Here is a 14,021-nt window from a genome sequence, read left to right on the forward strand (position 1 = left end):
CATAATAAAGAAACACAATGAAAGCATTAAAATATATGATGATGGGGATGTTGGTCAGCCTGACCGCCTCCTGTGGCAATGACTGGCTTGATGTTGAATCCAGTACAAAGATTCCGACTGAAACCGCCATACAGAATCTGGATGATGTGGAATATAGCTTGAACGGTATCTACGACGTGATGCGCAGTACCAACTATTACTCGGGCCGTATGATTTATTACGGAGACGTGACGGGTGACGATACGCAGTCCATAAAGACCGGAAAGCGTACCACCAGCTACTATATGCTGGACTATACAAAGGATTCCGGTCCGTCTTCCCACTGGTCTTATGCCTATAAGATTATCCAGAATTGTAATATCATTTTGTCTCAAATAGACGGATTGGATGTCAGTGAGGATGATACGGAATACTTCAACGACCTGAAAGGTCAGACCTTGGCTCTCCGTGGATTTGCCTTGTTCGACCTGACCCGTTTCTTCGGCTATCCGTATGCCAAGGATGGAGGAGCTTCTTTGGGAGTGCCTATTGTGACCGAAGTATCCAATACGGAAAACAAGCCGTCGCGCAATACCGTCGCCCAGTGTTATGAGGCAATCATCAAGGATTTGAAGGAAGGTGCTGACCTGCTGGATGAAGAATTCAACAAGGGTAAGATTAATAAGTGGGCGGCAATGCTGTTGCTGAGTAGAGCCTATTTGTATATGGAAGATAATCAGAATGCCTTGATTACGGCTGAAGCTGCCATTGCGGGAGCGGAAAAGAATAAGTACCGTTTGTGGACCAATGATGAGTATGGCACGATATGGGGAACTGATTTTGCCTCTTCCGATCCGGGAGAAGTCTTGTTTGAGTTGGTGAATCTGACAGTGGACGGCGTTGGCAAAGAAAGTGTGGCTTACCTTTGCTGGCAGGCGGGTTATGATGATTATTGCCTGACCAGTTCTTTCTATGAACTGATGCAGGAAGATCCGGATGATGTCAGAAATCAGGCATATACGGTTGTTCCTAAGACAAAGAGAGCTTACATAGCCAAGTATCAGCCGCAGAGCGGCAAGGCTGTGGAAGATTCCAATATTCCAGTACTTCGTCTGTCCGAACTTTATCTGATTGCTGCCGAAGCGGCTGTAAAGCTCAATAACAATGACAAGGCTGTAAAGTATCTGGATGCTATTGTCAGCCGTGCCAATCCGGAAAAGACCGTGCAGGGTAAGACGGTGACGTTGGATGATGTTCTGTTGGAACGCCGTAAAGAGTTGTTCGGTGAAGGACACCGTTTCTTCGACGCCCTTCGTAATCATCAGACTATCGTGCGCAAGGAGTCGACCAAGGAATTCCCGGAAATAGCCGAGACTTCACATCTGAAGATGGTGGATGAGAGCGTATCTTTTGATTGGAACTATTATCGTGTAGTATTGCCCATTCCTAAGGCGGAGATGAATTCCAATCCGAATATGCAGCAGAATCCGACTTATGGTGATTAATTCCAAAAAAGCGAGAATATGAAGTATCAGACTACTATTGTAAAGTCTTTTTTTACTGTATTTATTCTAACTTTCATCAGTTCCGGCCTAAGTGCCGGAACTCTTGGTTTAGACGGTAAGAAGAAGGATAAGGAGAAGAAGGAGGAATTGTCGGCAGACGGACCTTATGTGATTTATGAACCGGACGGCAAGGTGTGCGTCATAAGTGTTACAGCCCAAGGGCAGATAGAAGATACGACTTATACGGTGCTTCCTCAGGATTTCACCCTTCATGTCACGGACCACAAAGGGCGTTATCCGTTTGATGTGAAGCTGCATCCGGTCAAACGTCCGGAATGGCAATACAGACAACCGGATAAAGTGTTTGTGATGTCTGACCCCCATGGCAAGTTGAATTGCGTGATGAGCTTGCTGCGAGGCAACAATGTCATTGATAAAGACTACCATTGGAGTTTTGGAACCAACCATCTGGTGGTTATCGGTGATATATTTGACCGTGGCAAAGATGTGCCGCAGATATTTTGGCTGTTCTATAAATTGGAGAAGGAGGCGGCAGATGCAGGTGGTCATGTTTCGTTTCTGTTGGGTAACCATGAACCACTTGTGACGGCAAATGATTTGCGTTATACCAAAGAAAAGTACAAGACATTGGCCCGAAAACTGGGTATGGATTATCCGGCATTGTTCGGTCCGGACACAGAACTTGGCAAATGGCTTGGTACCCGTAATACGATGCAGACCATCGGACCTAATCTGTATGTGCACGCAGGTTTGGGAAAGGAGTTTTATGACCGTGACTTGAATATTCCCACAGTGAATGAGGAAATGAGCCGTGCATTGTTCATGAGCAAGAAGGAACGTAAGGCCTTATCGCCTCTCACGGCTTTCCTATATGGTAATAGCGGACCTATCTGGTATCGTGGATTGGTACGGACGGATGCAAAATACCATCCATTGGCACAAGACTCCCTGCAACTGATGTTGAAACGTTATGACGTCGAACATATCATTGTGGGGCATACTATCTTTAAGGATATTTCCACTTTCTATGATGGACGGGTGATTGGAGTGAATGTGGATAACGAGGAAAACCGAAAGAAGAAACGTGGGCGCGCTTTACTGATTGACGGGAATACCTATCTTGTGGTAGGAGATAAAGGAGCGATGCGAAAATTGTTCTGAGGCTGTTCTCTTTCTGATTATTTTTTAGGCGTGGAAGTACGTGGATTTCACGGAGAGACAAAGAAAAACTCCGTGTTTTTCGCGTAATCCGCGCCTAAAAAATATCATAATGTAAATATGCACTCTCGGATAGCTGGGGGGGAGGGAGTGCCTTCTCAAAGAGCGGCGATAACGGCAATCTCCGTAGCATTGTCTACGATATGTGCCGGATGAAACTCTTCCAGTTCTGTGCGGGGACGGAATCCCCAGGTGACTCCGCAGGCAGTGACTCCGGCATTGGCGGCCGTCTGCATATCCACTCCGGAGTCTCCCACATATAGCACGTCTTCACGGGATATCCGGGTGATGTCCAGAATGTCATGCACCACTGTTGGGTCGGGCTTCACGTTGACCCCTTCCCGTTGTCCGAAGACGGCGGTAAAACGTATGTTGGGGAAATAATGTGAAATCAGTTTCACGGTAGCCGATTGATATTTGTTGGAAGCCACTGCCAATATCATCCCTTTCTCCTGCAACTGTTCCAGTAGTTCGGGGATGCCGGGGTAAGGGCGGCTTTTATCAGCATTGTGCACGTCATAATAAGGCACAAACTCCTTGCGGACGCGCAGGACGTTTTCTTCGCTCTTTTCCCCTTCCGGGAGGGCGCGCTCGAACAGTTTGTTGATTCCGTTGCCAACCATGAAGTTATAGGCCGATTCCGGGTGAGTGGGATAGCCAAGCGCTTGCAGGGCATGGTTTGTACTTTGTGCCAAATCGGCTATTGTATTCAGTAAAGTTCCGTCCAGGTCAAATATAATCAACTTCTTCATTGCCTTCTCTATTTTTTAGTTTGCTGCAAATATAGGGCTTTTTGCGCTCATGTTCAAATGCTGTCTCGGGTTTCATCAGGTATTTGCAGAATAGGAAGCCCTGGGCTGATAATCAGTGCGTTATTACTGCATTCCTGCTGCATGCGTTTTGCAGTAGTACTGCAGATGGAGTGCAGCGTTACTGCAAATATGTTTGCAGTGATACTGCAACTGTATTGCAGTGGTACTGCACAAGCGTTGCAGTAGTTTTGCAGTGGGTGATCGGTATATTTTTTGCCGTTCTTCCCTTTTCTTTGCACACTTTCGGGCTTTTTATGCAAAAACTTCCTATCTTTGCAGCCGAATTTTACTAAAAATAGGTATGAGTTACAATTTGTTGAAAGGAAAAAGAGGCATTATTTTCGGTGCTCTGAATGAGCAGTCCATTGCCTGGAAAGTAGCAGAAAAAGCAGTAAAAGAAGGTGCAACCATCACTTTATCGAATACACCGGTTGCTGTCCGTATGGGCGAAGTGTCCGCTCTTTCGGAGAAACTGAACTGCGAGGTGATTCCCGCAGATGCTACAAGTGTAGAAGATTTGGAAAATGTATTCAAACGCTCTATGGAAGTATTGGGTGGCCCGGTTGACTTCGTGCTGCACTCCATTGGTATGTCTCCCAATGTGCGTAAGAAACGTACATATGATGATTTGGATTACGATATGTTGGAAAAGACGCTGGACATCTCCGCTGTCTCTTTCCACAAGATGATACAAGCTGCCAAGAAACTCAACGCCATTGCCGACTACGGTTCAATTCTGGCTTTGAGTTATGTGGCTGCGCAACGTACGTTCTACGGTTACAACGATATGGCAGATGCCAAGGCACTGCTGGAATCCATTGCCCGCAGCTTCGGTTACATCTACGGACGTGAACACCATGTACGTGTCAACACCATTTCCCAGTCTCCCACGATGACCACTGCCGGTTCCGGTGTGAAGGGTATGGACAAACTGTTCGACTTCGCCAACCGCATGTCTCCTCTGGGTAATGCTTCTGCCGATGAGTGTGCGGACTACTGTATCGTGATGTTTTCCGACCTCACCCGCAAGGTCACTATGCAGAACTTGTTCCACGATGGAGGTTTCTCCAGCGTAGGTATGAGCCTTCGCGCCATGGCTACTTACGAGAAGGGACTGGATGAGTATAAGGACGAAAACGGAAATATCATTTACGGCTAATGGAACTCGCACTTTATCTTTTGCCAGTCACGCTGGGCGATACGCCTATTGAAACGGTGTTGCCTCCTTATAATAAGGAGATAATACTGGGAATCCGCTATTTCATCGTGGAGGATGTGCGCTCGGCACGCCGTTTTTTGAAAAAGGTGGACAAGGGAATAGATATTGATGCGCTGACATTCTATACGTTGAACAAGCATACGTCGCCCGAAGACATCTCCGGCTATCTGAAGCCGCTGGTGGAGGGGCATCCGATGGGCGTGATCTCCGAAGCCGGTTGTCCGGCTGTGGCCGACCCGGGAGCGGACGTAGTGGCTATTGCACAACGGAAAAACTTGAGAGTGGTCCCCTTGGTGGGGCCCTCTTCCATTATCCTCTCCGTCATGGGTTCCGGCTTCAACGGTCAGAGCTTTGCCTTCCATGGTTATCTTCCCATTGAACCGGCAGAGCGTGCCAAAAAGCTGAAAATGCTGGAACAACGCGTCTATAATGAACATCAGACTCAGCTTTTCATTGAAACGCCTTATCGCAATAATAAGATGATAGAGGATATTCTTCATAACTGCCGTCCGCAGACCAAGCTCTGCATTGCGGCGAACATTACTTGTGAAGGGGAGTATATCAAAACCAAGACCGTGAGGGAGTGGCAGGGCAAGACTCCCGACCTTTCTAAGATTCCTTGTATTTTTCTCTTGTATAAATAATAGCTTCCAGGTGCTCGAATTCATATTCCAGGCAACTGCTGAAGAAGTTCCGTCCCAGGTTGTGTTCCATTTGCTGGAATGTCCATAGCTTTCCCCCCTTGAAATTCTTATTGCATAGGATGGAGTCATCGTCCAGGTCTAGTGTGAAGAGATAGACCAGGCGGTTGGTGGCTTCATTCTCAAAATGATACATGAAGTTGAAGTGCAAATGGTCTAATGGGGCGGTGGGAAGCGTTTGTCGTAAAATTCTGTGTGCGCCTTGTTCCAATGTTTCTCCATATATCAGGTAACCCTCCATCAGCAAGTCGATTTTATCTTTCTCGAAAACGTTGCATTTGGGGCGGGGGAGGAGAAACAGCATGCCGTGTGAGGCAACGGCAATCCGGATGACCGGATTGATATAGTCGTTTTTCCGGTTGATGGCTTCTGAGGCGATGGCTTTCCCCATGACATCTCCTTTGGTATTGACTATCGGTACGAAAACCGTGTGGTTCATCACTATATTGAAATAGAAAATGCCGAACTGATTGAACAGAATGCCTGATATAAAGACGAGGGGAGGCGCCACATAAAACAGAATGTGGCGGGTAGTGTCTCCCAAAGGGTAACTGACCAGAACCGCCAAGAAGATAATCAGAAAATGCAGCAGGCTTATGATAAGGATTACGCGTGAGGATACGATGGCGGCTTCTGCCCCTTGTGCAAAAAGCTGCTTGCAGCATTTCTGTGTCTGAGACATGTGGTAGTCCAGAAATTTTCTCCTATTGAGGTAGATGACGAATGGGGGAATGATGGCACTGATTTCCAGCGTGAACGGAAGCATGAAACGGGGACAGTAGTTTACGAGGAATAGGGTTGTTACCGATAACAGCAGTAACATTCCGGTAGTACAGTAAAGTATGATTTGCGGAACATGCGTTCCTCTATGCCTCACCGAATAGATGCTAAACAAGAGTCCTACACCTGCACCGATGTAGATGGACATGTCCTGCGTTATAAACTCGCATAATATGATGGATATTATAACGGGGATGAATCCCAGCGACATATTGAATCTTGATGATAAAATTCTTTGATGGCTCATTATCCGTATTATGATTTTGTCGTTTACATCATAACAACTGGGAAATTTAAATGTTTCCTATTTTACTTCTTTTTTGTATAAAATGGATCTGTTTTTCCGCATGATAAGAGGAGCGTACCAATGGAGCGCTTTCCACTTGCTGAAACCCTTTTTTCAATCCTTTCTCTCTGTAGAGTGCAAATTGTTCGGGAGTAATATATGCTGCTACCGGATAATGCTTGTGTGTGGGTTGAAGGTATTGGCCTATAGTCAGTATGTGGCAGTCCACCCGGCGGAGGTCGTCCATCAGTTCTTCCACTTCTTCCGGAGTCTCGCCCAATCCCACCATAATGCCGGACTTGGTGGTAGTATTGCTTTCTGCAATTTGCCGCAACACTTCCAGGCTTGTTTCATACTTGGCGGCACTGCGTACGAGGGGGCTGATGCGACGGACAGTCTCCATGTTGTGCGAAATGATTTCCGGTTGTGCATCGATGACTTGTGCCACGAGTTCCTTTCTTCCCTGGAAGTCGGGAATCAGCACTTCGACGGTGGTGTCAGGGTTGAGCCGCTTGATTTCCCGGATGGTACGTACCCAGTGTGACGCGCCTAAGTCGGGCAGGTCGTCACGGTCTACGGAGGTGACGACTGCATGGGAGAGTTTCATCAAGGCAATGGACTCTGCCACATGTGTAGGCTCATCGGCATCCAGTGGCAAGGGCTTCCCGCTTGCCGTGTTGCAGAACTTACAGCACCGGGTGCAGATATTTCCCCCAATCATGAAGGTTGCGGTGCCTTTCCCCCAACATTCCCCCATATTGGGGCAACGGCCGCTGCTACAGATGGTATGTAGGCAATGCGATTCGACAATGCGTTTGGTCTCGGTATAGCGCTCGTTGGCACCGATGCTTATTTTGAGCCACTCAGGCTTACGTACTCTTTCGGGCATTATTTCAATTCTTTGTTGAAGAAGTTGGTCAACCGCGTGTATAGGTGTAACCGGGTATTTCCTCCGTAGATACTGTGGTTGCGGTTGGTGTAAACCTGCATATCGAACTGTTTGCCGAGTTGTACCAGTTGTTCGGCATATTCGGCACAGTTCTGGAAGTGTACATTGTCGTCTGCCATGCCGTGTACCAGCAGCAGGTTGCCGTGAAGCTTGTCGGCACGGGTAAAGGTGGAACTGGCCTTATAGCCTTCGGCGTTTTCTTTCGGTGTGCGCATAAAGCGTTCGCCATAAACGGTGTCGTAGTAGTTCCAGTCGGTAACGGCAGCTACGGCTACTCCGGCCTTGAATACCGGTGTTCCTTCACTCATACTCATAATGGTCATGTATCCACCGTAACTCCATCCCCAGATTCCGATGCGGTTTTTGTCCACATAAGGCTGGTTGCCCATGTAGAGGGCGGTTTCCACCTGGTCTTTGGCTTCCTTGATACCCAGGTTCAGATAGGTGCATTTGGCGAATTCGGCACCCCGTCCTCCGGTGCCACGCCCGTCTACGCAAACCACGATATAGCCTTGTGATGCCATGTAGGTTTCCCAGCTTACACTGAACTTGTCAAGCACTTGCTGTGAACCGGGGCCGCTGTACTGGTACATCAGTACCGGGTATTTCTTGCCGGCAGAGAAGTCGGCAGGTTTCATCATCCAGCCATTCAATGTGGTTCCGTCGGAAGTCTGGAAAGTGAAGAATTCCTTCCGTGGCATGTCATAGCCGCTGATTTCCTGCTTCAATGCCGCATTGTCCATCAGGGTGGCAAGAGTCTTGCCGGTATTGTCGTTCAGCGTAATGACGGTCGGAGTGTCCAGATTGGAATAACGGTTCATATAGTACTTCATGTTCGCACTGAACTGCGCACTGTTTGTTCCGGCTTGTGACGATAGTCTGGTCTTTTTACCTTTCCGGTCAATCTTGTAGATGGCACTGCGCATGGGGCTTTCCTCGTTGCTGCTGAAGTAGAAGCTTCCTTCTTCGGGGTCATAACCCAGGAACTCCTGCACTTCATATTGTCCGGCTGTCACTTGTTTCAGCAGATTGCCGCCTATGCTATACCAGTACAGATGGTTGTATCCGCTCTTTTCGCTGACAAAACTGAAATTTTCCGGATAGAAGACGATGTTGTCGAATACATTCTCGCGGATATAGGTATCGCTTTCATCACGCAGAGCCAGTTTGGCTACCGTGCTGCGAGGGTCGGCAAAGTATAGGTCGAACCGGTTCTGATGGCGGTTCAGTGTCATGACGGCAAGTTTGTTGGGGTCTTGGGTAAAGCGGATGCGGGGAATATAGCCGTCTGCATCTACCGGCACGTTTATCTTGCGGGTCACTTTCGACTTGATGTCGAAGGTGTGTACGGACACTTTGGAATTTACTTCTCCCGTTTTAGGATATTTGTAAGTATACTCTCCCGGATACTTCTCGAAAGGGGTGAAGTGGGGGGCTTGTCCGGCAAAAAGAGGGAAAGAGTAGGAGGGAACATCTTTCTCGTCGAAGCGGATGAAAGCCAGCATCTGGCTGTCGGCACTGAATTCCAGCGCACGGTTGAAGGAGAACTCCTCTTCGTAAACCCAGTCGGGGATGCCGTTCAGCACCTCGTTCTGTTTCCCGTCTTCCGTCACCTGGCTTTCGCTGTTGCCGTAGAGCAGTTTTACAAGGAAGATGTTGTTGTCGCGTACAAAAGCCACCTGGTTGCCGTCCGGTGAAAATACGGGCACCTGTTGCGGGCCGCCGTCCGAAAGCTTTTCCACAATGTTGTTGATTTTACCGTCCAGATTGCGCTTTAGGCTGTAGATGTAATGCACAGCCGTATAGGAATGACGGTAGATGGGAGTTGTTTCGGTGGCAATGAGCAGCTTACTGCCGTCCGGAGCAAAGCTGTAGCTGTCGAATGTCTTGAACGTGCATTCGCGTGCGGTAGCGGCATCAAACAGCACTTCCACGGGTTTTCCCGTTTTGAAGGAGTACTTGATGATTTGTGTCCTGTCCGCATTCATCTGCGAATAATGTTCCCCGTCTCCCGGGATGGGGATAACGCCGGAAATATTCTTCGGAGTGAACTTGCCCGATACGATTTCTTTCAAATCGAGTGCCTTGCCACTTTGGGCGAAACCTGCCAGCGTACAGAGGCAGAGGAGAAGTGCGATGCTTATCTGTTTCATATCTATCTTTTATGCTTATCTGTTTCCCTATTTTTTCTGGGGAACAAATATACAACAAAGGGAAGATTTATCGAAGCAGTGGGCCGATTTTATTCTTTTTGAACAGAAAAAGCCCGTCCTGCTTCTTGGGGGCGAAGCAGGAACGGGCCTCCGTCACTCATAGATGATGATTGGATGAGATGATGATTGGAATATCTTTCGTTACAAGCACTTGACTTTTCTTTGATATTCTGCAATGGCTGCATCCAGTCGTTCGTGGGCGGTTGTGTCACCCGGAACGTTGTGCGACGGATGGATGTACAAGTGTACGCCACGGTCGGCAAGGATTTCAGCAACGGTAGTGATGGTCATCCATACCATGGTGACGAAACTCAATGTAGACAACGGACCTACCTTGTCGAAGTGGTTCTTCAAAGGTACAGAGGCGTCTACCAGGGGAACGCAGGAATCCACTACGATATCTGCCAACTGGAAGAGGTTCTTTCCGCTGGAGTGGCGGCTGGCCTTGTCGCCCGTTTCGCTGGCCGAACCGTATACGATAACTTTCATGCCGCGCTTCTTGGCTTCCAATGCCATGTCTATATTGACGGCATTGATACCGGTATGTGAGAAAATCCACATACAGTCTTTGGAATCAAAATCATAATTCTTCATGATTTCCTGGCCGTAGCCTTCTGCCCGTTCCAGGAAGAGGAACTGGTGAATACCCATCTGGCCGATAATCTGCGTGAAGAATGTCAGAGGCAATTCGCAAAGCGGGTGGAATCCTACAAAGCTGCCGATACGCGGATACATTTCTTCTACGGGAATTGTTGCGTGGCCGCAACCAAACGTGTGGACCCAACGACCGGCTTCGATGGAATCTGCCATAACAGTGGCTGCTTTTTTGATGTTTTCCAACTGGGTAGCCTCCAGTTTTTCCATAATGCCATGGGCATTCTTTAACCATTCGAGTGCTAACATAACTTTTTTTGTTTTTTAAGAAGTTAATAAATTTATTTGAGTGAGCGTTTATACAAAAGGAGCATGACGGCAAGTGAGGCAATCATCAGATAAGGATAAAGCCCGATGCCATTGGTGTATTGGGAAACCATTCCCATCAGGCCGTTCATTGCAGTCTGGCCGACGAGGGCTATGGCAAGCGCCACGCTGAATGCTGTTCCCGATAAGGACGGGTACCGGCTTCCAAGAATGCTGAGTATCACGGGATACGTGGCCGACAGCCCCATACCTACCAGCACCATGCCGACTGCCGCGCGTGCAAACCCCGGCGAGAACATAAGGAAACAGAAGCCTATGGCAGTGAGTGCAAGGCTGTAGGGCAGCACGGTTTCCGGTTTTATCTTCTTGAATATCGCAACCTGCACCATACGTGCCACGGTCAGTCCCGCTACCATGCAGGTCAGTGCAATCAATGCCTGATTGGCCGGAATATCCGTCATCTGCCCAAAGTAACTCGTGGACCAGTTGTTGCAGACACCCTCGATGCCGCTTTGGAAAAAAAGAATGAAGCTGAGTAGCAGTAAGCTGCTTTCTTTCAGCAGTCCCAATCCCTCTTTTACCGGGAAACCTTGCGCCTGCTTAGGGGCGGGGAAGCGTACGGGGATACAGAATATAATGCCCGCAAGCATCACTACGCCAATTCCCAGTAAGATGGTTTCGAATGAATAATGCCTGGAAAGGGAGCCCAGCAACATTGGTATGCCCAATGCGCCCAGTCCGTAGAACATGCCCAGAAAACTGAGGCGTGAGCCTTTTTCGGATTCTCCTGAGATGTCGGATACCAATGCATTGGTTTCTCCGTTGAGGATGCCTCCGCCCAGGCCGATGCCGACGATGGAAGCTTGCAGCAGTGGCACGCTTTCAAAGAAGGCAAGTCCTTCCATCCCCAGCAGTACGATGATGCAGCTGGGCACCAGCAGGGCTTTATGTCCGAACCGGTCTACGATGGGACCGAAAATCAGGGAACCGGCCAGCATGCCCAGAGGCAGGAAAGTGACCAGTGAGGTTGTCTGCAACCCGCTCAGATTCAGCTTGGCTATGAGGGATGGCAGCACTGCTCCCAATGTAATCATGGAGACTCCGAAGAAACACATCCCGATGCACGCTGCCGTGAATACGAGATTCTTGTGATAACTGTTACTCATACAAGTGATTTTTGATGGCAAGAAACGCTGCTCCTATCAGTCCGGCATTACCGGACAATTGAGAAGGTACAAATTCCACCTGCTTGATGCTGAGCGGTTGCGCCCATTTGCAGGCTTCCTTGTAAATGTCATCTATAAAGATACCGGCAGGGCCGAATACGCCTCCGCCCCAAATTATCTTCTGCGGGTTGAGCAGGCTGACCAGATTTGCGGAAGCCATGCCCCACATCTCGACAGCTTTGTGCAATACGGAGATGGCAATAGGGTCTTTTTCATTATAGGCACTGAACACATCATAGGCCGATATGCGACAGATGGGTTTCTGGCGCAGTTTTCCTTTATATGACTTGTTGGCGCGTACGGCATCGCGTACCCGTGCCCCGATACCATTGCCGGAAGCGTAATATTCGAAACATCCGCATGCGTCATACTCTTCCCGGTAGGGAGGTTGCAGGGCCATCCAGCCGGTGGCGCCGATAATGTCGTTGGCTCCGTGCAACACGTGCCCGTCGATGATGATGCCGGCACCGATACCGGTTCCCACGGCAATGAATATGGCACTGTGACATTCTTTGGCGGCACCTTGCCACATCTCTCCATACATATAGCAGGTACGGTCGCTGTCGATGTATATCTCGATGCCCGGAGGCGTTACACTGCGCAGCTCCTCATAGAGGGGGTAGTTGTCCCAGCCCGGTATGTTGGGGGCCCATACCCGGTTGGTTTGGGAGTAAACGATACCGGGGATGCAGACACCTATTCCGTCGACGTGTATACGGCTTCTGCGTGCTACGGTAAGAAGTTTGGCGAGGATATCCGCGGCGAGCTTGCCCACTTCGTGTCCGGTTCTTCCTTTCAGGAGCCGTTTGCGGTTAAACATCATGCTTCCGTCCGGAAAGAAAATGGCGCTGGCTATTTTTGTGCCGCCTATGTCCAATGCGATTGTTGCCATGGTGTTATAGTATTTATAGGTTGATTCATTAAGGTTGTATGCAAAGCTATGAATTTATTTCATTCTTGAGGTGTATAAACTGAGGAAATTGTGTGTAAAAAGAGTGTCTAATCACTAAATTGTGTTTAATGTAATTGCACTTGGATGTACTCTTTCTCAATTAATTAGTTATATATCAGTGGATGAAACATTTTTTAGTGCAGGTGGAAATTCTTTGTTTTATGTTCGTTAACAAATCGGGTGGAAAGTATTCTTGTTTTTGCAGGTTCATCCCACGGAAAAATCCTATATTTGCCACTTACATAAGGAATATGTATGGAAACCAAATCTACGCTCTATAATGAGTTCCCTCTTTTTCTGAAGCGATATTTTTCCTATAAGGTACAGAAAATATCGCTGAATGCCGGTTTTACGTGCCCCAACCGGGATGGAAACAAAGGAGTCGGCGGTTGCACCTATTGCAACAACCAGACCTTCAACCCCGATTATTGCCGTACGGAGAAATCCATTACCCGCCAGCTGGAAGAAGGCAAGCAGTTCTTTGCACACAAATATCCGGAGATGAAGTATCTCGCCTATTTCCAGGCCTATACCAATACGTATGGCGAACTGGAAGACCTGAAGCGGAAATACGAGGAAGCCTTGTCGGCAGACGGGGTGGTGGGCCTGGTCATCGGCACCCGTCCGGACTGTATGCCCGACAGCCTGCTGGACTATTTGGAGGAGATGAACCGGCATACATTCCTTTTAGTGGAGTACGGCATAGAGAGTACCGACGACAAGACACTTTGCCGCATCAACCGCGGGCATACTTTCCATGCCGCCGCCGATGCGGTGGAAAGAACCGCTTCACGCGGAATCCTGACCGGTGGGCATGTCATCCTCGGACTGCCGGGCGAGACGCACGAAAGCATCGTGGCACAAGCCGGCGTACTGTCCCGTCTGCCGCTCACTACCTTGAAGATGCACCAGCTGCAACTGATAAGGGGCACCCGCATGGCTCTGGAGTACCGGCAGCATCCCGAAGATTTCCATCTGTTCGGTGTGGACGAATATATCGACCTCGTGATAGACTATATCGAGCATCTGCGGCCGGACTTGGTGCTGGAGCGTTTCGTCTCCCAGTCTCCTAAGGAACTGCTCATTGCACCCGACTGGGGACTAAAAAATTATGAATTTAATCATCGGGTTCAAAAAAGAATGAAAGAACTCGGTGCATATCAGGGAAAGAAGTATGAAATGTGAGAAAAAAGAATTATTTTTGCCGCAACTTTAAATATGGAATCAATCTAAATAAAG

Annotated in this window: 12 protein-coding genes; 5 read left to right on the forward strand and 7 right to left on the reverse strand. The window is 48.5% G+C overall.

Translation table 11 applies throughout. From position 1 onward, the window contains the following. Nucleotides 1–17 precede the first annotated feature (17 nt). Entirely contained in the window at nt 18–1,484 is a 1,467-nt protein-coding gene (locus DXD78_RS01270) for a RagB/SusD family nutrient uptake outer membrane protein (protein ID WP_005835238.1), read from the forward strand. A gap of 18 nt (nt 1,485–1,502) precedes the next feature. Beyond that, complete coding sequence (locus tag DXD78_RS01275; RefSeq protein WP_005823921.1) at nt 1,503–2,666, forward strand: metallophosphoesterase; 1,164 nt, start codon at nt 1,503–1,505, stop codon at nt 2,664–2,666. A 155-nt stretch (nt 2,667–2,821) separates the two neighbouring features. On the opposite strand, the gene DXD78_RS01280 is transcribed toward DXD78_RS01275, so the two are convergent. After that, the gene (locus DXD78_RS01280) at nt 2,822–3,475 is read right to left on the reverse strand and encodes an HAD family hydrolase (RefSeq protein ID WP_009037144.1); all 654 of its coding nucleotides are present in this window, start codon (nt 3,473–3,475) and stop codon (nt 2,822–2,824) included. 361 nt (nt 3,476–3,836) lie between these two features. Between DXD78_RS01280 and DXD78_RS01290 the strand changes: the two genes are divergently transcribed. Together DXD78_RS01290 and DXD78_RS01295 are read left to right on the forward strand one after the other, a co-directional pair. Then, complete coding sequence (locus DXD78_RS01290) at nt 3,837–4,694, forward strand: enoyl-ACP reductase (RefSeq protein WP_005823911.1); 858 nt, start codon at nt 3,837–3,839, stop codon at nt 4,692–4,694. After that, a complete protein-coding gene (locus DXD78_RS01295; RefSeq protein WP_005823906.1) occupies nt 4,694–5,398 on the forward strand; it encodes an SAM-dependent methyltransferase in 705 nt (234 codons plus the stop codon). The genes DXD78_RS01290 and DXD78_RS01295 overlap by 1 nt, the downstream gene beginning before the upstream one ends. Here the strand turns inward: DXD78_RS01295 and DXD78_RS01300 are convergent. The 6 genes from DXD78_RS01300 to DXD78_RS01325 all read right to left on the reverse strand — a co-directional run bounded on the left by DXD78_RS01300 (nt 5,364) and on the right by DXD78_RS01325 (nt 12,722). Next, nucleotides 5,364–6,482, reverse strand: coding sequence for a hypothetical protein (locus tag DXD78_RS01300; protein ID WP_008665606.1), 1,119 nt, complete (start codon nt 6,480–6,482; stop codon nt 5,364–5,366). The two genes, DXD78_RS01295 and DXD78_RS01300, sit on opposite strands and share 35 nt — an antisense overlap. Nucleotides 6,483–6,528: 46 nt before the next feature. Beyond that, on the reverse strand, nt 6,529–7,410 hold the full coding sequence (lipA, locus tag DXD78_RS01305) for a lipoyl synthase (protein WP_005823900.1): 882 nt from the start codon (nt 7,408–7,410) through the stop codon (nt 6,529–6,531). Next, nucleotides 7,410–9,623 (reverse strand): S9 family peptidase, encoded by a 2,214-nt coding sequence (locus tag DXD78_RS01310; RefSeq protein WP_009037143.1) that lies wholly within the window; start codon nt 9,621–9,623, stop codon nt 7,410–7,412. Before DXD78_RS01310 ends, lipA begins: the two co-directional genes overlap by 1 nt. 201 nt (nt 9,624–9,824) lie before the next feature. Beyond that, a complete protein-coding gene (locus DXD78_RS01315; protein WP_005823892.1) occupies nt 9,825–10,586 on the reverse strand; it encodes a sugar isomerase domain-containing protein in 762 nt (253 codons plus the stop codon). Nucleotides 10,587–10,618: 32 nt separating this feature from the next. Further along, complete coding sequence (locus DXD78_RS01320) at nt 10,619–11,770, reverse strand: sugar MFS transporter (RefSeq protein WP_005823889.1); 1,152 nt, start codon at nt 11,768–11,770, stop codon at nt 10,619–10,621. Then, nucleotides 11,763–12,722: an ROK family protein gene (locus DXD78_RS01325; RefSeq protein ID WP_009037141.1), complete on the reverse strand. Its 960-nt coding sequence runs from the start codon at nt 12,720–12,722 to the stop codon at nt 11,763–11,765. The genes DXD78_RS01320 and DXD78_RS01325 overlap by 8 nt, the downstream gene beginning before the upstream one ends. Before the next feature lie 315 nt (nt 12,723–13,037). Here DXD78_RS01325 and DXD78_RS01330 point away from each other — a divergent pair, with 315 nt between their 5' ends. Next, nucleotides 13,038–13,967, forward strand: a complete 930-nt coding sequence (locus DXD78_RS01330) for a TIGR01212 family radical SAM protein (RefSeq protein ID WP_008665603.1) — start codon at nt 13,038–13,040, stop codon at nt 13,965–13,967. The last annotated feature ends 54 nt before the right edge of the window (nt 13,968–14,021 follow it).

The organism is Bacteroides sp. D20 (genome assembly GCF_003436255.1).
Classification (GTDB): domain Bacteria; phylum Bacteroidota; class Bacteroidia; order Bacteroidales; family Bacteroidaceae; genus Bacteroides; species Bacteroides uniformis.